Genomic DNA, 21,319 nt, shown 5'->3' with positions numbered 1-21,319 from the left:
ACGGCCGGTACAGTTTAGCGCAGGCCGACCGTTGCCATACCGGTAAAGAATTCAAGCTGCCACTTCATGTCTTCTTCGCTTAAGGGATATGCCTCGCCACGGGGATTAAGCGTCTGACCGGGCGGAACATGACCGAGTTTGACCTGAATTTTAACGGCCAGTTCGGCCGAAAGGCCGGCCTTCCATGCCAACGACACAACCCCCTTGGCCGAATGGGTATTCAGGACCTTGCTTACCGCTTCTGGCGGAATTCCGGCAAGTACGGCCAAGGCGGCACGTGCCAGTTTGACATCATTGGCGGCCAATGCCTTGGCAACTTCCTTGTCGGTGAGTTTGCCTTTGCTATGCAGGGCCAAGGCCTTTTCGTAGGAGGATTCTTCTTCCTCTTCGCCTGCTGCGCCGTCTTTACCGTCTGCCTTGGCGGCGACTTTCTTTTCGGCCTCTTTTTGCTTGGCCTTGCGGGTTTCAACCGGGACTTCGTCGCGTTTGTCAAATTCGCCTGACGAAATGCGGCGATTGACCACTTCACGCACGGCTTCCAGCTGTTCCTTTTTCAGGTCTTTACGACGTTCAAGCACGCTGATGAGGCTTTCGGCCACAAATCGCGCCAGTTTCCCGGCCGCTGTTGGTGGCAGTTGCGGGCGTTCAACCAATGGCTTGTGCCATTCGGGATAATCCGGGGCACGATCAATCAGCTGATCAAGCGTCTCTTCGCGGATTTGCGCCGATTTATTGCCCAGAAGGTGCGAAATCGCGTCCTTATCGCTACTTGCCGCAATCGCATCAGCCAATTTTTCGCCGACATTGCGTCTGCGCGAAATAAAGCTTAGCGATCCGCGCCCGGTGCTGCCTTCGATGATTTCAAGCAGGTCCGTTTCGGTCAGAACCGGCGAATATTGCAGGACTGGTCCGCACACGACACTTTCCGTATCGCGTGCCAATTGCTGAATGATCGGCTGCGGCGCGTTGGCGATATCCTTGAGCGTTTCGGAAATCACCTGACGGACATGGACGGCCTGATCACGGGCAAGCTTGTCCAGCGCCTCGTAGGTCATGCGGCGCAGCTTGTCCGACTCGTTGGGTGTCAGTCCGGCTGACAGATTGGCAATCTTTTCGGCCAGACTGCCACGAACGCTGTCATCCTTGTCGTCGGTCAGCAGGACGTCGGCTTGTACCGGGGTTGCCTGGTTTGCTGCAATATGACGCCGCACCTGGGAATCCGCATCACTTGCAAGATAGTACAGGATTTCGGGTTTGGTATCGTGACGCTGGGCCAGTACCCCGCGCACATTTGCATCCGGGCTGGCTGCCATATCCTTGGCTTCATCATACGTGATCGGGGTTTCCCGACGTTTGGTGAAGACCCTCTGCAAAAAGCCCTTCATAGGGGTGTCTCCTGGTTTTCTATTTTTGCCGGTTCATCCGATCCGGGAGGGGCGGCAATACCGAAACTGCCTTTGCCGTGTTTTTTCACCTGATACATGGTCTGATCGGCGCGAAGCACAAGTTGTTCAAGCGGTTCTTTGGATGCGGCATCGCGTACCGCAATACCGACCGAAATACCAAGCGGGCGATCTTTGGCACCGGAAAACGACGATAAGGCTGCGCTTTTTTCCAGAAGGATGCGTGCGCGCTTAGCCGCGGTTTCCATATCGGCCCCATCCAGCCAGACGACAAATTCATCGCCGCCAAGACGCGCGACCAAGTCAACCGGGCGGGTGTTGTCCAGAAGAATGCGGGTTAGTGCCAGAATGGCCTCGTCGCCGGTCTGATGCCCGTGTACATCGTTGACCAGCTTGAAATTATCCATGTCAACATACATCAGTGCCGCGGGCATGTTGTCATGCAGCAGTCGGGCATGGCGACGACCGAGTTCGTCGAAAAAGGCACGCCGGTTCAATAGCCCGGTCAGACCATCGGTCCGCGACAGGGTGACGATCCGGTCATGCTGTGCGGCCTGTTCGATTGCAATGCCGATCTGATCGGAAACCTCGGACATGATGGCGCGTTCGCCTTCATTCGGGACGGGGTGATCGGCATTGAAGATAAATATCACTGCACCATTCACCCGCTGATGATAGTGGGAGTGATGAGCAAGAACGCGATAGTTTTCGATTTCTGCTTCGAAAACGTCTTCGTTTTCGTCAAGCTGTTTCAAGGCCTGATTGGCAATCGGGTCAATGTCTTCGGGGCCGTGACAGGCGACCATTTCGATCTCGTCGGTGTCTTCGTTGCGGCGAAAAATCGCGCATCCCGCACAGGCCAGAGCGCGCGCACTCGCATCCGCCGCTCCTTTCAGGACAAGGGTCGGATCGATTTCATCGCGCATGGTCCGCACGATATAGGTCATCAGCCGGTCACGGTTTCGCGCGGTGGCGACTTCGCTTTCTCGGCGGCGCTGTTCGGTAATGTCATGGGCAAGCCCGCGCGTGCCGGTCCAACGTCCATCACGCGTGTAAACCGGGGTCGAGGAAACGGCCAGACAGGCGGCATTACCATTGGCCCGTTTAAGCCAGATCGGCACATCCCGAACGGCCTTTTGGCTGCGAAATACGATTTCGCTGTCCTGATCGGCGGTATCAAGAAGGAAATCAAGAGGTGAGCGTCCGACAAGCTGTTCGGCCTTGTAGCCAAGTGCGCCGCGCGGCGAGACGAAAATGAATTTGCCGGTATCGTCGGTTTCCCATGCGAAGGCAGAGGATACTTCGACAATGTCACGGTAACGCTGGCGCGAATCAATCAAGGCCTCGCGCAGGTTACGATCCATACTGACATCACGTGGCAGCAGCAGGACACGGTTATCGGCCATTGGCAGGGCGGTCAGTTCAAGCGTTGCCGTGCCGCGCTGTACTTCGAAAGTCAGCAGTTCTACAACCCCGCCGGGTGTTGTGATCGCGCGCAAGACCAGTTTGTTGATTTCGGGGAATAGGCCGTCACGAATGCCTTCGGCGAAGCTTCGGGCATTTTTGTTGGCAAACAGGGGCGTTCCGTTCTTGTCCATGACCAGAACGGGGGCCTCTGCATCGGCCATGGTCTGTGGATCAAGGATGAAAACCTGTTCGGACGTCACATCGGTATGGTCAGACATTGCCTTCTCAGCATCCTTGTGGTGCCGGTTCATTTTCCGCCTCCGGTCGCATCGGCGGTTTGCGTGGTATTTGATGATCCGGTATTCACACTGGCAAGCGTTACAGGCGCGCCAAGATGATATCCTTGACCGTAATCAATGCCCAGATCGCGAACCAGTTCGAAGCTGGCCTGATCATAGATCATTTCTGCAATTGTATGGATGCCAAGATCCCGGCAAAGCAGGGCCGTAGCCTTGATAAAAGCGCGGCCTTTGGGTTTGGCCAGAGCGGTTCGCATGGCACCGCCATCAAATTTGATGATGTCGACGTCAAGCGCGCTCAGATATTCGAAATTGGCGGCCCCCGCCCCGAAATCGTCAAGGCAGACAAGGTGCCCGCGTCCGCGCAGGCGCTGCAGACCGTCATTCACGTCGCGCAATCCGCGAATGCGCGACGTTTCTGTCACCTCGAACATGATTTTTGCCGGATCGATATCATAGCGATCCAGAATTTGTTCAAGTGCTGGCAGAAAATCCTGCTGTTCAAGCGAGTGGCCGGATAAATTAACCGCAACAGAATGAGTTACGCGTTCAGGTTCAAGCGTGACGTGATCCAGCACCTTCTGACACATTGCCAGATCGAATTCGGTGATCAATCCGGTGCCTTCGGCAAAATGAATGATCTGATCAACCGCAAGGGCGCTGCCGCCATCATGGAACCGCGCCAATGCTTCGTAATGGTGCATTTCAAGGCTTTCGAGATGCACGATCGGTTGCAGTGCGACGGCAAAGGACCCATTCTGGACAATTTCGCGAAACGCCCGAACCGATTTCAGGGTTTCCTGAATAAGATGCGGCAAGCTTGCTGAAAGGCGTTCGGCCGATACATCCGAATCACCGCGATGCTGCAGACGATTAAGCGCATATGCAACAGCACGCGTCAGATTGGTTTCTCTTTCACCATTTTCTATCGGTTGGCGGACATTCTGTGTGAGGCGGTGAAACCCGCTGGCAAGGTCATAGTCACGGCCAAACAGATCATTGTTGGTGAGTGTCGAAGCACCCGACGTGCCAGAACCGCCCGTGGCAAGGTTCAGATTTTTGAAAGGATCGGGGGCGTTTGCCGCATCGCTGCAATCCGGATCGTCAAGATCGGCGCGTAATGCACTGGCATAGGCGACAATTCGGCGTTCCAGTTCGATCATCGGCTCGTCAACCAGATAACCGCCGTCTGGTTCAAGGTTTTGGAGGCTTCGGCGGTTGCCGATGCCAATCCCGATCAGGCGCGCAAGTTCGTTGGTCGCATCGGTTTCTGCCTGGCTGCGAAGGGCGGCGAGGTTTTCAAGAACCACAAGGGCTTCGCTATGGCTTGAGGCCATGCGTGCGGCGGTTTCGGCCTGCTGGTCGTTCTTGCCTGTTTTTGAGCTTACCGCAGACAACGTGTTTTGCAGGATCAGGCGATCAATGCCCGATCGTGCGCGCGGACGTATCGCGCGATGGCGGGCCGCAATAAAATAACGACCGATCGGTTCGGAAATCATATAGCCGCTAAGTGACAGGGGAACCGGATTGCCAAGGGCAATTCCATCATCCTCGATCAACTGAAAATCAAGATCGAGTTCTTCAAGCCGTTTGATCCCGGAACTGGCATGAAGATAGGCCCGTAACAGCGGCCGTTCCGACTTTATGACCAGCTTATCAAGTGCCTCGCCGATCAATCGTTCCGGCAGGCAGCCCAAAAGACTTTCGGTCGCACCGGCCACAAACAGGATGTATCCGTTCTCGTCGACTTCAAGCAGCATGTCCGCCCAGCAGAACGCCATGGCAGCCAGTAGGTCCCTGTCGTTTGTTTCTGCTGAATAACTCATATTGTCCGTCATACGAGAACCATCACAAGCCTGACCCCCAAAAGCTTCGGATGAGTTCCGAAGTCGTTTTCCCTGTTCTTCTTAAATAGCGATCTTAAGGGGCAATATGAAGGAAAAGGACTTAATAAACAAAAAAAAGCCGGTGGATACCGGGCATTGTGATTGCACAGGGCTGGTTTGTGTCACGTGACGCAGACGGGAACCGTATTTCAAACGACAATACTGACATCTCAGTCACTGTCAGGCGGCGTTGTGGCTGCTTTCGGAATGGGGGCGTTTTGCGTGTTTGTTGGCATACATTGCGTCATCTGCCTGCTGCAAAAGCTGTGCGATATCGCTTTTGCCACTATAGACGGTAAAGCCGAAGCTGGCTCGGATCGGAAGGGCTGCTCCCTGCCAAATTAGCGGGAAGCGCGATGTTGCTTTTTCAAGGTCACTTATCCGACGTTCTGCGACTTCGGGAATGCTGCCGACCAGCAGGATGGCAAATTCGTCACCACCAAAGCGGGCGACAAAATCATCAGCGCGTGTATGTGTGCGAAGGTTTTGGCCGAAATGGCGCAGGATGGCATCGCCAGCGGCATGGCCATGGTGATCATTGATCAATTTGAAGCCGTCAAGATCGGCAATGACCAGAATGCCGTTTTCCGGGTGACGGGCGGCACGTGCCATGGTTTCGCGAACACGACGCAGGAAACCGCGACGGTTATAGAGACCTGTCAACTCGTCGGTTTCGACCATTTGTTCAAGCTGTCGGATGCGGTTCTGCTGCTGGTCGAGACGGTTTTGCATGTCGCGTGCAAGATCAACAAGTGTCGCAAATGCATCCGTGCTTTCGGCTTCAACTGTGGCACGGGTGTTAACATCCGTTCGCGGTTGAAACTCGTCAGCCAGTTTTTTCAGAAGCTCTAGATGCGAGTTGTTCATCTTTGATCTTGTTATCAATGACAATGCAAACTGAAACGCGTAAAACGTTTGACAGTATCCTTTTTAAAGTCCAGTGCGTTACAACATCATTAACGAAGAAAGTAAGGTTTTGTGACGGCAGGAAACCGCACGAGCACAGGAGAACGATAATGAAAACCGGAATTGGCGCCGTGTCTGGCAAGTTTGCTGCGATTCTGGCTGCGGGAATGTTGATGTCGGCATGTTCGGCATTTCAGAAAGAAAACATGACCCTGACCGGGGAAATTACCGATAATGGCCGGGAATGCGTCACGTTTCGTGCGGATGACGGAACCCTTTATGCGCTGGCAAACAAGGCAAGCAATTTCCGTCCTGGTGACAAGGTTCGGGTGACCGGCCATGGTGCGTTGATGACGACCTGCACCGAGGCCGAAACCCTGATCGTTGACAAGATTGTATTGCTGGGCGGTGATGCCAAATAGGACGGTTTCCGGTCGCATTCACGCAACGTGAATGCGACTTTATTGATTATGCGTTGCAAAGCAATCCGTGCCGTCAGCTAAAAGCTGGCGGCATTGTTTTTCAGCGCTGGCAATATCAGCAAACCCACCAAGGCGCAGTCGATGAAACGTTCCCTTGGTTCCGATGTCTGTGGTTGAAAGGTTGCGGGGGTGGGATTGTGCCAGATCGGGATACCGGATCATGAAACTTGCCCAATAGGTTTGGGCACTGATCGTGTCGCGAAACGCACCAAGCTGGATCGCAAATGCGCCGTCGGTTCCGGCGGGGGAGAGACTCGTCGCTGTCAATGTTGATGCCTGTGACGCACCGGTTTCCGGAATTAAAGGCGATACTGTCACATGCTGTGTGTTCGCGGATGCAGATGCAGATTTTGGCTGGGCGATGAGTGCTGGCGCAGGTTTTTCCATGATTGTGCGTTTTGCGCCTGCTGCTCGCGATGGCGCGCGTTTGATACCCTGTTTTTCCATTCGATATTGCTCGGCAAGGCTTGGCCGATCTGTGTCTTCAAGTAAAACGGGGTCGGTTCGTATGGTGCCGGGCAGAAGGCTGAAAGGTTGATTGACCGGCGACGGGCTGCTGGTGTGAACGGGTAGATCGGTCGGTATGGCGTCCAGACCGGATTTCATTTCTTTGCTTGCGGGATGTGCTGTCTCGATATTTTGCGCCGTGACCCGACCCGGGCCCATGGTCATAAAAAGACCGGCGGCAATGCATCCTGTCACGATACTGGCCAGTTTGGATCCGTATCGAACGCGAACAGGGGATGTCGCCGCCGGTATCATTTATTGTTCCGACCATGCCGGGAAGGCGTGGCGTTCGCGCAGGATGCGGTCATTCTGGCGCAGCCGTTCCATTGCCTTGCCATAAACGCTGTCGGCGGTGTACTGGCCTTCGGGATGATCGCCACATGGCTTGCCGCTGAGCAATTCGATGGCGTCATTGATGTGTTCCACCGTCCAGATGTTGAACTTGCCCTGACGAATTGCCTGAACAACTTCCTCGCGCAGAACAACATTTTCCGCATTGGCCAGCGGGATGATCACACCCTGATCGCCGGTAAAGCCCTGATCGGCACAAATGCGATAAAATCCTTCGATCTTGTGCGAAATGCCCCCGACTGGCTGTGCCTGCCCGAACTGGTTCATTGATCCTGTTACACCGATATTCTGGCGCATCGGGATGTTGGAAATTGACGAAATGATCGCGCAAAGTTCGGCCATGGATGCCGAATCACCTTCTATCCCGCCATAGTTCTGTTCGAACGTCACGTTACAGGCAAAGGATAGGGGGAATTCCTGTGCAAAGCGGGATTTAAGGAACCCTTCGATTGTCATGACCGATTTCTGCTGCAATGGGCCAGACATATCGACCATGCGTTCGATGTTCAAAACGCCGAGGCTGCCGACATAGGAGCGTGCGGATACGCGTGCAGGCAAACCAAATGCGTGATCGCCATAATCGAGAACTGTCAGCGCGTTAACCTGCCCGACAACCGCACCATAGCTGTCGATCAGAATTTCGCGACGCTGAACCCGTTCATGGGATCGGTCTTCAAGTCGGCTGTTGCGATGACGGCGTTCTTCGATGGCGCGTCTGACATCGGCGGCCCGGATGCTGCTACGTTTGTCGGTCTTGGCCAGTGCGCCGGCTTCGATGGCTACATCTTCGACCCGCTCGATCTGTGCGGTCAGTTTGTCACGTTCCCCGGCCCAGCGGGCCGCCTGACCCAGCAATTGGCGGATGGCCCCGTTATCAAGCGGGATGCCGGTACGTGACAATGCAGAATCACGCAGTAATCCGGTATAGATCGAAATGTTACGACCTGCGGCGGGCATGTCGGCATCAATGTCGGCCTTCACCCGGAAATGGTTGCGAAAATCAACATCCAGCGAGAAGAATGTATAGTAATATTTCGGTGCGCCGACGATCACGACCTTGACGTCAAGCGGGATGGGGCGCGGTTCCGGTGCACCGGCAGTTGGCGGGCCGGATTTATGGGTTTCCTCGATCCGGATTTCGCCATCACGAAGGGCTGCTTTTAGGAACGCCCAGCTGTCTTCGTGTTCGACCAGCGATTCCGCGCGTAAAACCAGAACGCCGCCATTGGCGCGATGCAGGGCACCTGGCTTGATCAGGCTGAAATGCGGGTGCATGCCACCTGCTACCGGGCGGTACTGGATTTGGCCAAACAGGTTATCATAGCTTGGGCTTGGTTCCAGAACGACATCAGGATGCTTGTCGCGCGAATGGTCGATCAGAAGATTGACCGCATAACGGTCATCGACGGTTTCGGGCATTTTGCCATCGCCGCTGTCGATGGCGGGCTGGTCGCTGGCTTCTTCGAACGCGTCGATATTATCCAGAATGTCTTTTTCAAGCGCTTCGAACCACGCCTTCATTCCCGGTGCAGTGAATTTGTCGCGGATTTTGCGAATGCGCGGCTTCAGAACGACCTTTGCGGCCCCGCGGCGAAGCGCATCAAGCGTGTCGGAAATCTGTTCTTCAAGATCGCGGGTCGAAAGCAGCGTCTTGCGGGCTTCTTCGGCGACTTCTTCAAATGCATCTTCGGCTTCGGCGCGGCGCTCTTTGGGGATTTCGTCAAGCGAAACGGGCTCGCCGTCCTCGTTCAGGGCGACGATCATCACGCCTTTTTCGTTTTCCTGAACATCCAGACCGCGTTCGCGGGCATATTCGCGCAAGGCGTCGAATTTTTCGCGCAGTTGTGCACGCGCTTCTTCCGTCTGGGTCTGGGTTTCGGTCAGGTGGGCTGGCGCGTTGAATGCGGATGCAAATGCCTCGCGCAGGTGCGATAGCAGCGTTTCCATCGCATCGGCCAGTTTGCGGCCTTCACCGGCGGGAAGGGCATAAGGGCGCGGGCGATTGGTGCGGGAAAAGTTGTTCAGATATACCCAGTCCTGTGGTGCTGGGCGCTCTTCCATCGACTTTTTTAGATATTCGAGGGTTGCGGTCATACGACCAGCGCGATCAAGGCCCAGAACAAAGATGTTGAAGCCCGGCTCGGACATTGAAAGACCGAACTTCAATGCCTCTGCTGCTCGGTAATGCGATGAAAAAGCAAAAATTTCAGGAGACTGGTCTTTGTGTGGGCTGCGAATCCGGAAGTGGGGGAAGCCACAATCATCAGCGTCGAGGCGGGAAACTGGCATTTGCTGTCTTTCTGCTGCCCAAAAAGGATGTGATCAGGCAAGGACGCCGATCACGAAATCTTATCTTGGAAGCAACGCGATAGGACGGTCAAGAGCAGCTTGTCGATTTTGCGATATGGGCGTCCCGGGTATTGATGATGTGATGGTGTAATGCCCCGTGCAGCTATTATCAAACCGCAACCAAAAGGCGTTTCAGTCATGGACAAAAAACGGTTTACATCACGACCGTATTGCCAAACTCGCTGGTTTGCAGCAGGCGTTCGACAATCTGAACGCCGTGACGCAGACGTTCGGTCGATTTTTCGGCCCCGAAACAAAGCCTTAGCCCGCGTTGTGGATGCCCGACCGAAAACTGCTGTGCCGCGGTCAGAAGCACACCGTTATTGGCCGCATTCATGACCAGTTCACCCGGATCGATATGGTCGGGCAGATCAAGCCAGATATGATAGTTGGTTGGGTGGAACCGGACATTGTAGCCTTTAAGCGTGCCCAGAATGATCGAAAGTCGTCTTGCGGCTTCTTCACGGTGCCAGGCTTCATATCGTTTGAGGCTGCCATCTTCGATCAGGCGTGAAACAAGTTCCAGATTGATGGCCGATACCATCCAGCAGGTTGATCTAATGGCGCTTGCGAGTTTGGCGATCATTTCGCTTGGGGCGTGGATATAACCGACGCGAAGACCGCCGCCGATGCTTTTTGAGACCCCGTCCAGATAGATGCTGCGTTCCGGCGCAAAGCATGAGAGCGGCGGTGGCGCATCGGGATTGAGGAAGTGATAGATGCCATCCTCGATCAAAAGCAGATCATATTTGCGCATAATTTCAGCGATTTCCATGCGTCGCTGTTGGCTCATGGTGCAGCACAGCGGATTGTGCAGGGTTGGCATCAAATAAATGGCGCGCGGGCTTTGTGTCCGGCAAAGGGTTTCAAGAACATCCGGAATGATGCCTTCGTCGTCCATGGCAACACCACGCAGACGGAATTGCAAAAGATTGGCAAGGCTGCGCAGATTCGGATAGGTCAGTTCCTCGCACAGGACCAGATCGCCTGGTCGTACGGTTGCCAGCAATGAAACCGTCATTCCGTGCTGAACGCCTGCGGTTGGCAGAACACGTTCCGGATTGTCATCCAGTCCGAGTGCACCGGCCATTGAGGCAAGGGCGCGCCGGTGGCCCGGCATGCCATATTCCGACTTGTAGGTGATCATGTCATCCAGAGGGGTACATTTGGCGACATCAATCAGGACATTGCGAATATGGTCTTCGCGCGGGGGGAGGGGGCAATTCATGCGGAAATTGACCGGCCCGATATCCTCGTCATCATCATTTGCCGTTTCGCGGGCCATTTTCCCGATATTGTTACTGAAGTGTCCCGGTGCGGGAACCGTCGCCGCCATATCCAGTTCGCTTTGCAAACTGCCCAGCACATATGTGCCGCGTCCGACTTCGCCAGCAACAAGCCCCAGTCTTTCCGCCTCGCGGTAGGACCGCGTAATCGTGCCGACTGTAACGCCCAGGTGATAGGCAAGGTCGCGATGGGTGGGAAGACGGTCGCCGGGTTTGAGTGACCCGTCATCAACCGCGCTGCGGATGGCGTGTGCGATCCGTCGATAAACAGGGCCGCTGCCGCCTTCGATGTTTGGAAGCCATATTGTCATGGTGACAATGTTTAAATTGACACAATGTCAATGTCAATGACAAAACAAAATCGGTACAATTAATCGACAGGAGGAAGTGATGGTAAATTGTAACGATACAATCCGGGTTTCCGAACTCAATATCAAAGGAAACGTACAGATGAACACCAAAGGCGCTGTCAAGGCGACTGACTGGCGTTCTGCTGTTGCCGGCATCGCTGTCTTCGTCGTCGAATATCTTCGCGTCTGGCAGGAACACGCACGCGACCGCAGAATGTTGGAAAAGCTTGATGATCACCTTCTGAAGGATATCGGAATGACGCGATCCGATCTGGATCACGAATTGTCAAAGCCGTTTTGGACAGGGTTCCCCCCGCGCAACTAGATTATGTTGCGCCGAACGGAGGTTCACGCTCCCTCGTGCCTCCGTTCGAACCCTGTCTGAAATTGTCCCGATGAATATCATTCGATTGTACTGATGAACTATCCGAAAGGGTGACAATGTCGCTGTTTACCGAAAAGGAGCTTCGCGAAGCTGCGTCTTATGTCCACCAATATGTGGCTCCGACGCCGACAATACGCTGGCCGTTGCTGGATCGGGCGACTGGATTGTCCCTGTATGTGAAGCATGAAAACCATACCCGCCTTGGTGCGTTCAAAATTCGTGGCGGGCTGACATTTTGTCGTTATCTGAAAAATTCCATCGGAGTGTCGCGGGGCATCATAAGTGCCACGCGTGGCAATCACGGCCAAAGTCTGGCACATGCCGCCAGTCAGTCGGGCCTTTCGGCAACCATTATTGTTCCGCGCGGCAACTCGGTTGAAAAGAACGCAGCGATGCGGGCTTGGGGTGCCGAGGTCATCGAGCATGGCGACGATTTTCAGGATGCTGCGGAATATGCAGGCCAATATGCCGCTGCCGAAGATTTGGTGATGGTGCCGCCCTTTCACCCGGAACTGGTGCGCGGCGTTGCATCATACGGGCTGGAATTGTTTGATGCGGTCAGAAAGCTTGACCGGATTTACGTGCCGATTGGCATGGGGTCAGGGATTTGTTCGTTGATTACAGTGCGCGATGCTCTGGGCCTTGATACCGACATTATCGGTGTTGTCGCGACGGGGGCAGATGCCGTGCTGCGATCCTTCCGGGCGGGCAAGGTGATTACAACACCAACCGCGAATACGTTTGCAGATGGCGTTGCCTGTCGCAGTCCTGATCCGGCAGCGTTCGCAATCATCAAAGACGGCGCGTCAGATATTGTTGCGGTAAGCGATGATCAAATCCGCGATGCCATGCGCCTTTATTTCAGTTCCTGCCACACCCTTGCCGAGGGTGCGGGGGCGGTATCACTTGCCGCGGCGATTGCTGATCACGAACGCAATATCGGCAAGAAGACAGCCGTCATTCTGAGTGGTGCGAATATCGACCGGACCGACTATGCCCGTATCCTGAACGGAGATACCCAATGAGCCGCCCGTTAAATCGTGCCGACAGCAACCCCACTGCGACGACGGCGCGTCATCTGATGTTTGATGATCTTGAACAGCTTGACCAGATCCTGGCCGCAACCAGCGATATGGCACGCGACTTTGTTCAGGGTGCTGACGACATGGATGTGACCTGCCGCGACTTTTCTGCCTTTGATCCCTCGCGCCCGATGCCGGGGCAGGGTCGCGGTACGCTTGATGCGCTGCGGGCAGCGAAGGAAGCAATTCTGCCGCTGCTCGCCGCATCAATCGGTCCCCGTTATCTTGGTTTTGTGACCGGCGGCACGACACCGGCCGCCCTTGCCGGTGATTGGTTGACAGGCGCAATCGATCAGAACGCAACCGGCCCGGAGGGCAGCGTTACGGCAGCAGTCGAAGAACAGGTGATCAACTGGCTTTGCGAGATGGCCGGGCTACCCCACGGGCGTTTTGATGGTGTACTGACAACGGGTGCGACCGTATCGAACCTTTTGGGGCTTGTTGCCGGGCGCCAATGGTGCGGTCAGCAGATCGGCGTTGATGTTGACGCCGACGGGGCGAGTGTGCTGCCAGGTTTTGAAATATTTGCCGCAAGCCCGCATGCCAGCATGATCAAGGATTTGTCCGTCACCGGGATTGGTCGCAATAGCTTTACCAAGGTTGCAACCCGACCGGGGACCGAGGAAACCGATATCACCGATCTTAAGGCCAAGCTTGTGGCAAGTACGGCCAAGGCCAAGCTGGTTATCGCGTCTGCGGGCACGGTGAATGCGACGGATTTCGATGATCTGATCGCGATTGCCGATTTGTGTGCGGCTTATGGGGCGTGGCTGCATGTTGATGCAGCGTTTGGCATGTTTGCCGCCCTTGATGATCGGCGCGCCCATTTGCTAGCAGGACTTGACCGGGCAGACTCGATCACCTCAGATGGTCATAAATGGCTGAATGTTCCCTATGATTGCGGAATTTTCCTGACCCGGCATATCAGTGTGCTTGAAACCTGCTGCCGGGCGTTTGCGCCGTATTTGCAGACGGATGCGGTTGGAAATATGTACATCAATCGTGGGGTGGAAAATTCCCGCCGGTTCCGGGCTTTGCCGCTTTGGCTGGCGATGGTCGCCTATGGACGTGACGGTTTTGCCGGGATTGTTCGGGCGAACTGCGATCAGGCTGTTGATCTGGCGCAATGGGTGCGTGGTCATGACCGGCTTGAATTGCTGGCCGATCCCAAACTTAACGTGACCATGTTTACCGGCCCGGGCAGCGATGATGATAATCGTGCCTTGCTGGCGCGTATCAATGCGACTGGGAAACTGTTTATGACGCCGACGATTTATGGCGGGCGGTTCGGGTTCCGGGCTGCGTTCAGCAACTGGCGCATGCGCGATCACGATCTGCAAATCGTCAAGGATGCGATTGACAGTGTGCTGTAAAGGCGCTGTTTTCCAAGTATCAAAGACCATTCAGGATGAAAGACGAATGAAAACGCTTCCGATTTATCAGATTGATGCTTTTACCAACCGGATGTTTGCCGGTAATCCGGCGGCAGTCGTGCCGCTTGATGGCTGGCTGTCTGATGCGGTGATGCAAAATATTGCGATGGAAAACAATCTGTCGGAAACCGCCTTTGTGGTGAAGCTTGATCCGGCAAAGAATGACGGGGCTGATTTTCATATCCGATGGTTCACACCAACGGTCGAAGTGCCGCTTTGTGGTCACGCGACGCTGGCGAGTGCGTTTGTCATTTTCAATGTCCTGGGCTTCAAGGGCGATTTGATCCGCCTGCAAAGTGCCAGCGGCATTCTGACCGCGCGGCGCGATGGTGATGCGATTGTACTTAATTTCCCCAAGCAATCGATTGCTCCTGATGATGTTCCGGCGCACGTTATTGCCTCCATATCCGACGCAGCCCCGCGGGGGACTTTCCGTGTTACCAGCCGGGATACCGATTTTGTCGTGGTTTATGACGATGCATCGGTGGTGCGGAACATGAAACCGGATATGTCGGCATTAGGGAAACTTGCCGAACGCGGCGTAATCGTTACCGCACCAGGTGATCAGCCGGGCATTGATATGGTATCGCGGTATTTCCTGCCCGCCCTTGGCATCGATGAGGACCCTGTAACCGGCTATATGCATTGTGTTGTTTCGCCATATTGGGCGGAACATAGTGGTAAATCCAATGTTGTCGGGTATCAGGCGTCCAAGCGTGGCGGGATCGTTGATTGTACGATTGATGGGGAACGCGTCCATCTGAAGGGCAATGCGCTTTTGTATCTTAAGGGTGAGATTTATCTGCCTGATTGACGTCGGACAGACTGTCGAAAAGCGATCGTTGCAATGGCGGGCAGGGCACAACACTGTCCGCCATTTTTATGGCAAAATACCGGGTTTTGGTGATCTGGCAGGGTTGCGCGGTCTAACCACTATCGCGCAAGGCCGCGATCCGACGTTTGATTTTTATTGACCTATTGCGGGGGCTTTCGTCTAAGTAAGGGCAAAATACGACTTTCGGGGAATGGACGGGCGTTTTGAATGGCCTGCCACAACCCCGTATAAAAGCGCTGTTGCAGGGGAAGATAGATCGTGATCGATAGTGTTGTCGCCAGTTCTGCGACGCCATTGCAGATGTGGGTGGTTCTGGCGCTGGTCGCCGGATCGCTGGTCCTGTATGGGCTGGAGCGCATATCGCTTGAGCTGACCAGCATGGCGCTGATTGCCACTTTGCTGCTGTTCTTCAATTTCTTCCCGTTGCCCGATGCCGATGGCAACAACCTGCTTGATGCGGGCGCGCTGATGTCTGGGTTTGCCAACCCGGCCTTGCTGACTGTGCTTTCATTGTTGGTCGTCGGGCAGGGCATGGTGCTGACCGGCGGGGTCAGTTATATCGCTGGTCTGATTACCGAACATGGTGGCAAGAATGCCTCGATGGCGATTTTTGTCGGCTTGTTTGTCGTGATGCTGATGTCGGCATTCCTGAACAACACCCCGGTCGTTGTTATCTTCATACCAATCATTCAGGCGCTGTCGGAGCGTATTCAGCGTTCGCCCAGTGCATTGATGATCCCGTTGTCTTACGTCGCCATTCTGGGCGGCATGACGACCCTGATCGGGTCTTCGACCAACCTTCTGGTATCAAGCTCGTTGATCGAACTTGGGATGCCTGCACTCGAGTTTTTTGAATTCACGGTGATTGGCAGTGTGCTGGCGCTGGTGGGCTTTGTTTATGTGCTGTTCGTCGCGCCCCGCCTTTTGCCCGCGCTGGCATCGATGCGCAGCAAGCTTGCCAACCCCGATAGCAGTGGCAAACAATTCATCGCCCAGATTACGGTCGGCCCGGCGTCTCAGATGATCGGTACCCGTCCTGTGGCCGGGTTCTTTAAAGACCTGCCCAATATTACGATCCAGATGATTGTTCGGCGTGAACATGCCGATCTGCCGCCGTTTGACGAAGATATGGAAATTCAGGCAGGTGACGTTCTTGTCGTTGCGGCAACGCGCAAGGCCCTGACCGAGGCGCTGCAAAAAGACCCGGGCCTTCTGCATGCGGAAGCCGCGGCCGTCCATGAAGGCGGTGAAGAAATCCCACAAAAATCGACCCAGCTTCTGGCCGAGGTCATGCTGCCGCCAGGATCGCGTCTGATCGGTTTTAACCTTGAGCAGATTGGTTTCCGCTATCAGTACAAATGCCTTGTCCTTGGCATTCAGCGCCGTTCGCGCATGATCCGCACGCAGATGACCGAAATCCGCCTTGAAGCCGGTGACGTTCTTCTGGTGCAGGGGCGGTCCGAGGATGTTGAAGCCCTTCGTACCATTCGTGATGTGGTTTTGCTGGAATGGTCGACACGTACCTTGCCGCGCCCGTTCCATGCCCGTCGTGCCGCGGCCATTTTCCTTGGTGTGATTGCTGTGGCGGCGACCGGTCTGGTGCCGATCATGGTTTCAAGCTTTATCGGTGCGGCGCTTATGATTGCATCTGGTGCGCTTAACCTGCGTCAGGCAGCGCGCGCGATTGACCGGAAGATCGTGCTGCTGGTGGCGGCTGCCCTTGCCCTTGGCAATGCCTTGCAACTGACCGGCGGGGCGGAATTTGTGGCCGATCAGTTGCTTGCGGCAACGCGCGGGGCACCGGCACCGGTGATTTTGTCGCTGTTTTTCCTGATTGTTGCGGTGTTTACCAATGTTCTGTCGAACAATGCCTGTGCTGTTCTGTTTACGCCAATCGGGATTGGCATGGCCCAGAATCTTGGGGTTGAGCCGCATATCTTTGCCATTGCGGTGGTGATGGCGGCCAACTGTTCATTTGCATCACCGGTGGGGTATCAGACCAACCTTCTGGTGATGGGGCCGGGGCATTACCGATTTGTCGATTTCCTGCGCGCCGGGACGCCGTTGATCATCATTCTGTGGCTGGCATTCAGTCTGTTTGCGCCGTGGTATTACGACATCCCGTTCTGATCCTTGTTTTGGATGCGCGGTTGGCTGATCTGTCATGCAAATGCGGGCAGTTATAATGTGCCAAAGGCGTTTGACTTTTGAGCGTGCCGCAATAGGATCGGGCTCCGATTTTGACGCAGAATAGTGCGCCTGCACCGTTCGATTATCTCAGGAATATGCCGATGGCCCAGAATGCCAATGTAACCGCCAATTCCACTGATGCCTTTGCCAAACCAAACCAGCGCCCCGCAAGCCCGAATTTTTCGTCGGGTCCGTGCAAAAAACGTCCGGGCTGGTCGGCAGATGCGCTTGATACCCGTGTTCTTGGCCGGTCACATCGTTCCAAATTCGGCAAGGAACGCATGGAAGAGGTCATTGATCTTTCGCGTGCGATCCTGAACCTTCCTGATGATTATCTGCTTGGGGTTGTTCCGGCGTCCGATACCGGTGCGGTGGAAATGGCGTTGTGGTCACTTTTGGGGCCACGCGGCGTTGATATGCTGGCATGGGAAAGCTTCGGGTCGCTTTGGGTGACCGATGTTTTAAAACAGCTAAACCTGCGTGATGTTCGGGTCATGGAAGCCGATTATGGCAAGTTGCCCGATCTTGGTGCGGTTGATTTCGACCGGGACGTTGTCTTTACCTGGAACGGCACGACAGCCGGTGTGCGGGTGCCAAATGGCGACTGGATCGCATCGGACCGCAAGGGTTTGACAGTTTGCGATGCGACATCGGCGATTTTTGCCATGGAACTGCCTTGGGACAAGCTCGACGTTGTAACCTATAGCTGGCAGAAAGTTCTGGGTGGCGAGGGTGGTCATGGCATCATTATTCTGAGCCCGCGTGCCGTTGAACGCCTTGAAAGCCATAATCCCGCATGGCCGATGCCGAAAATATTCCGCATGACCAAGGGCGGTAAACTGATTGACGGCATTTTCCGTGGGGAAACGATCAATACCCCATCGATGCTGGTGGTTGAGGATGCCATTGACGCCCTGAAATGGGCCGAAGATATCGGCGGTCTTGACGGTTTGCTGAAACGCACCCGTCAGAATCGCGCCCATCTTGATGAATGGCTTGCCAAAAGTGACTGGGCGGCTGATTTGTCGGAAAAGCCGGAAACGGCGTCCAATACATCAATGTGCATCAAGATTGTCGATCCGTGGGCGTTATCATTGCCATCGGAAAAGCAGGCAGCATTGCCCAAACGCATTTCGCAGATCCTTGAGGCCGAAGAAATCGCAATGGATATCAATGGCTATCGCGATGCGCCTCCGGGGCTGCGGATTTGGGGTGGTGCGACGGTGGAACCCAGTGATGTCAAGGCGTTGCTGCCGTGGCTTGATTGGGCATATGCGACGGTCAAAGCTGAAATTCAGGCTGGATGATCGGTAATTCGTAAGTATTATTTGCGTCTTCGGGGGTTTTCCCGTTGCCCTGTCCGGAACAAAGCGTTAGTAACCGCTACCGGATATATAGATCAGGCACGACCTGAACAGATTTTGCGCGCCTTGTCCGGAAAGCACACATAATGACCGAACTTGCCAGGAAAGCTCTTTTGCCCGCCGGCCTTCAGGATGTTCTGCCTGGAATCGCTGCACGGGAAGCTGACATCCGTGAAAAGCTGATGAGCAGTTTCGCACATGCGGGCTACGACCGGGTCAAGACGCCGCTGGTCGAATTCGAAGAGAGCCTTCTGGAGGGTGCCGCGCCGGAACTAGCCACCCAGACTTTCCGCCTGATGGACCCGGTGTCGCACCGGATGATGGGTGTTCGTTCCGACATGACCCCGCAGGTTGGCCGTATTGCGGCAACCCGCCTTGGCGATGCGCCGCGTCCGTTGCGTCTTTCCTATTCCGGCGATGTATTGCGGATCAAGGGCACACAGTTGCGCCCGGAACGCCAGTTTGCCCAGGTCGGGGCGGAGTTGATTGGTGTATCCAGCGCCGCAGCAGATACCGAGATCGTGTTGCTGGCGCTTGAGGCGTTGGAACATGTCGGTTTGCCGGATGTTTCCGTTGATCTGAATTTGCCGACCCTGCCGGTCCGTTTGTTTGATGCCTTTGGTGTTGCAGCCGATGATCGCGAAACGCTGATCGCGGCCCTTGAACATCGCGATGTAGCAGCGGTCAAAGCTGTTAGTGGCAATGTGACCGATGTGCTGGTGGCCCTGCTTGAAGCCGCCGGTCCGGCGCAGGCAGCATTGCCGAAGCTTAAAAAGCTTGAACTGCCGTTAGGCGCATCTGAGGAATTGCATCGTCTGATCGAAGTTGCCGAACGTATTCTGGCATCCGATCTTGATGCGGCCTTGACCATTGATCCGGTTGAAATGGCCGGTTTCCGGTATCAGACCGGTGTCAGCTTTACCCTGTTTGCCAAACATGTTCGCGGTGAATTGGGGCGTGGCGGTCGTTACCGTGCGGGTGGTTCGGGCGGCGAGGCCGCAACCGGCATGTCGCTTTTTATGGATACGATTTTGCGCGGCCTTGCCGATGTAAAGCCGGTTGAACGGGTTTATTTGCCGTTAGGCACGCCGCAGCGCGAAGCGCGCCAATTGCGCAAAGACGGCCACTATACTGTAGCGGCACTTGAAGGTGCCGCCGAAGCCAAAACAGAAGATGCGGCGCGCAAGGAAGCACGCCGCATGGGATGCAGTTTCATTTATCTTGGCGGCCAGATCGTGCCGCTGGGTGCGTAACCCAGAACCATTTCTTATCGCGCAAGGAGTTTTGCGATGACCAATGTTGCCGTGATCGGTTCCCAATGGGGGGACGAGGGGAAAGGCAAGATCGTCGACTGGCTGTCCGAACGGGCAGACGTCGTTGTGCGTTTCCAGGGCGGTCATAACGCCGGTCATACTTTGGTGATCGACGGAACGACCTATAAGCTTAGCCTTCTGCCGTCCGGTATTGTTCGCAAGAACAAGCTGTCGGTTATCGGTAACGGCGTTGTCGTTGATCCGTGGGCGCTTCTGACCGAGATTGACCGCCTTAAAGGGCAGGGCGTTGAAATCACGCCGGAAAACCTGCGCGTTGCAGAAAATGCCTGTCTTATTCTGCCGTTGCACGGCAATCTGGACAAGGCACGCGAAGCTGCGGCAACCGGCAACAACAAGATCGGTACCACCGGTCGCGGGATCGGCCCGGCATATGAAGACCGCGTTGGTCGCCGTGCGATCCGCGTTGGTGATCTGGCCGATGTCGAACTTCTTGAAGCCAAGGTCGAAAACCTTCTGACTCACCACAATGCGCTTTTGCGCGGTCTGGGTCAGCCGGAAGTCGATGGTGCGGAACTGCTTGCGCAGCTTAAGGAAATCGCACCGAAAATCCTGCCGTTCTCGGATACTGTCTGGAAATCGCTTAACCAGTTCAAGGAAGCCGGTCAGCGTATCCTGTTTGAAGGCGCGCAGGGCACGATGCTTGATATCGATCATGGCACGTATCCGTTTGTGACCTCGTCCAATACGGTTTCGGGACAGGCTGCTGCCGGTTCTGGCATGGGCCCGTCGGGGGTCGGTTATGTTCTGGGGATTACCAAGGCATACACCACCCGTGTCGGCGAAGGCCCGTTCCCGTCCGAACTGTTTGACGCGGACGGTGAACGTCTTGGTGAACGCGGTCATGAATTTGGTGTTGTCACCGGGCGTAAACGTCGTTGTGGCTGGTTTGATGCGGCTCTTGTCCGTCAGTCGGTCAAGGTTAACGGCATTACCGGTATTGCATTGACCAAGCTTGATGTTCTTGACGGTTTCAAGGAAATCAAGATCTGCACCGGCTATGACATTGATGGCAAAATCTATGACCATCTTCCTGCCAACCAGCGTCTTCAGGCCAAAGCCAAACCGGTTTATGAAACCATTGAAGGCTGGTCGGAAACCACGATGGGCGCGCGCAGCTGGGCCGATCTTCCGGCGGCTGCGATCAAATATGTTCGCCGTATCGAAGAATTGATCGAGGCACCGGTGGCGTTGCTGTCAACCAGCCCGGAACGTGATGACACCATTCTGGTTCATGACCCGTTCAGTGCGTGATCACGTGCATGAATGAAAATGCAAAAGCCACCGGTTTTTCCGGTGGCTTTTTCCGTTTAAGACTAATGATTTGGCAGATCATACCCTTATGCCCCGCTTGGATAACGGCTTGCTCCGTTTTGCTATCGGCAGTATCGTTTCGGCAGATCAGAGGACGGGCTGAAACTGCTTTCCAGATAGGGAAGGGCAGGGCACGAATCCTCCAACAAAGAAAAACCG

The 21,319-nt window shown here is 55.1% G+C and carries 16 protein-coding genes; 9 read left to right on the top strand and 7 right to left on the bottom strand.

Annotation, left to right across the window (positions count from 1 at the left end; all coding sequences use genetic code 11):
• Positions 1-14 precede the first annotated feature (14 nt).
• The 4 genes from BC440_RS21330 to BC440_RS21315 form a co-directional block, all read right to left on the bottom strand.
• Positions 15-1,385 (bottom strand): DUF2336 domain-containing protein, encoded by a 1,371-nt coding sequence (locus tag BC440_RS21330; RefSeq protein ID WP_063092895.1) that lies wholly within the window; start codon positions 1,383-1,385, stop codon positions 15-17.
• Positions 1,382-3,088 (bottom strand): diguanylate cyclase, encoded by a 1,707-nt coding sequence (locus BC440_RS21325; RefSeq protein WP_247643637.1) that lies wholly within the window; start codon positions 3,086-3,088, stop codon positions 1,382-1,384. The genes BC440_RS21330 and BC440_RS21325 overlap by 4 nt, the downstream gene beginning before the upstream one ends.
• A 29-nt stretch (positions 3,089-3,117) precedes the next feature.
• Positions 3,118-4,935, bottom strand: a complete 1,818-nt coding sequence (locus tag BC440_RS21320) for an EAL domain-containing protein (protein ID WP_247643636.1) — start codon at positions 4,933-4,935, stop codon at positions 3,118-3,120.
• Positions 4,936-5,175: 240 nt separating this feature from the next.
• A complete protein-coding gene (locus BC440_RS21315; protein WP_071241315.1) occupies positions 5,176-5,862 on the bottom strand; it encodes a GGDEF domain-containing protein in 687 nt (228 codons plus the stop codon).
• A gap of 149 nt (positions 5,863-6,011) precedes the next feature.
• Here BC440_RS21315 and BC440_RS21310 point away from each other — a divergent pair, with 149 nt between their 5' ends.
• Complete coding sequence (locus tag BC440_RS21310; RefSeq protein ID WP_007089989.1) at positions 6,012-6,323, top strand: DUF5818 domain-containing protein; 312 nt, start codon at positions 6,012-6,014, stop codon at positions 6,321-6,323.
• 39 nt (positions 6,324-6,362) lie between these two features.
• Here the strand turns inward: BC440_RS21310 and BC440_RS21305 are convergent, their stop codons facing one another.
• From BC440_RS21305 to BC440_RS21295, 3 genes are all read right to left on the bottom strand, one after another.
• Positions 6,363-6,989, bottom strand: coding sequence for an SPOR domain-containing protein (locus BC440_RS21305; protein ID WP_175484517.1), 627 nt, complete (start codon positions 6,987-6,989; stop codon positions 6,363-6,365).
• Positions 6,990-7,145: 156 nt separating this feature from the next.
• Positions 7,146-9,407 carry an ATP-binding protein gene (locus BC440_RS21300; protein WP_071241313.1) on the bottom strand — a complete coding sequence of 754 codons (2,262 nt, stop codon included), beginning with the start codon at positions 9,405-9,407 and terminating at the stop codon, positions 7,146-7,148.
• Between the two features lie 337 nt (positions 9,408-9,744).
• On the bottom strand, positions 9,745-11,187 hold the full coding sequence (locus BC440_RS21295) for a PLP-dependent aminotransferase family protein (protein ID WP_071241312.1): 1,443 nt from the start codon (positions 11,185-11,187) through the stop codon (positions 9,745-9,747).
• Between the two features lie 139 nt (positions 11,188-11,326).
• On the opposite strand from BC440_RS21295, the gene BC440_RS21290 reads away from it, so the two are divergent.
• The 8 genes from BC440_RS21290 to BC440_RS21255 all read left to right on the top strand — a co-directional run bounded on the left by BC440_RS21290 (position 11,327) and on the right by BC440_RS21255 (position 21,100).
• A complete protein-coding gene (locus BC440_RS21290; protein ID WP_231858556.1) occupies positions 11,327-11,551 on the top strand; it encodes a DUF1127 domain-containing protein in 225 nt (74 codons plus the stop codon).
• Between the two features lie 116 nt (positions 11,552-11,667).
• On the top strand, positions 11,668-12,636 hold the full coding sequence (locus tag BC440_RS21285) for a threonine dehydratase (RefSeq protein ID WP_071241311.1): 969 nt from the start codon (positions 11,668-11,670) through the stop codon (positions 12,634-12,636).
• Positions 12,633-14,066: a pyridoxal-dependent decarboxylase gene (locus BC440_RS21280; protein ID WP_071241310.1), complete on the top strand. Its 1,434-nt coding sequence runs from the start codon at positions 12,633-12,635 to the stop codon at positions 14,064-14,066. The genes BC440_RS21285 and BC440_RS21280 overlap by 4 nt, the downstream gene beginning before the upstream one ends.
• Before the next feature lie 46 nt (positions 14,067-14,112).
• Positions 14,113-14,940 carry a PhzF family phenazine biosynthesis protein gene (locus tag BC440_RS21275; RefSeq protein WP_071241309.1) on the top strand — a complete coding sequence of 276 codons (828 nt, stop codon included), beginning with the start codon at positions 14,113-14,115 and terminating at the stop codon, positions 14,938-14,940.
• Between the two features lie 279 nt (positions 14,941-15,219).
• Positions 15,220-17,091, top strand: coding sequence for an SLC13 family permease (locus BC440_RS21270; RefSeq protein WP_037988504.1), 1,872 nt, complete (start codon positions 15,220-15,222; stop codon positions 17,089-17,091).
• Positions 17,092-17,252: 161 nt separating this feature from the next.
• Entirely contained in the window at positions 17,253-18,458 is a 1,206-nt protein-coding gene (locus BC440_RS21265) for a phosphoserine transaminase (RefSeq protein ID WP_071241308.1), read from the top strand.
• Between the two features lie 143 nt (positions 18,459-18,601).
• Positions 18,602-19,768, top strand: a complete 1,167-nt coding sequence (locus tag BC440_RS21260; protein WP_063092906.1) for an ATP phosphoribosyltransferase regulatory subunit — start codon at positions 18,602-18,604, stop codon at positions 19,766-19,768.
• A 36-nt stretch (positions 19,769-19,804) separates the two neighbouring features.
• Positions 19,805-21,100: an adenylosuccinate synthase gene (locus BC440_RS21255; RefSeq protein ID WP_062949251.1), complete on the top strand. Its 1,296-nt coding sequence runs from the start codon at positions 19,805-19,807 to the stop codon at positions 21,098-21,100.
• The last annotated feature ends 219 nt before the right edge of the window (positions 21,101-21,319 follow it).

Origin of the sequence: Thalassospira sp. MIT1004 (assembly GCF_001858545.1) — a bacterium.
Lineage (GTDB): Bacteria > Pseudomonadota > Alphaproteobacteria > Rhodospirillales > Thalassospiraceae > Thalassospira > Thalassospira xiamenensis.
The sequence above is the reverse complement of the archived record's forward strand: the minus strand, read 5'-3'. Positions and strand labels throughout refer to the sequence as shown.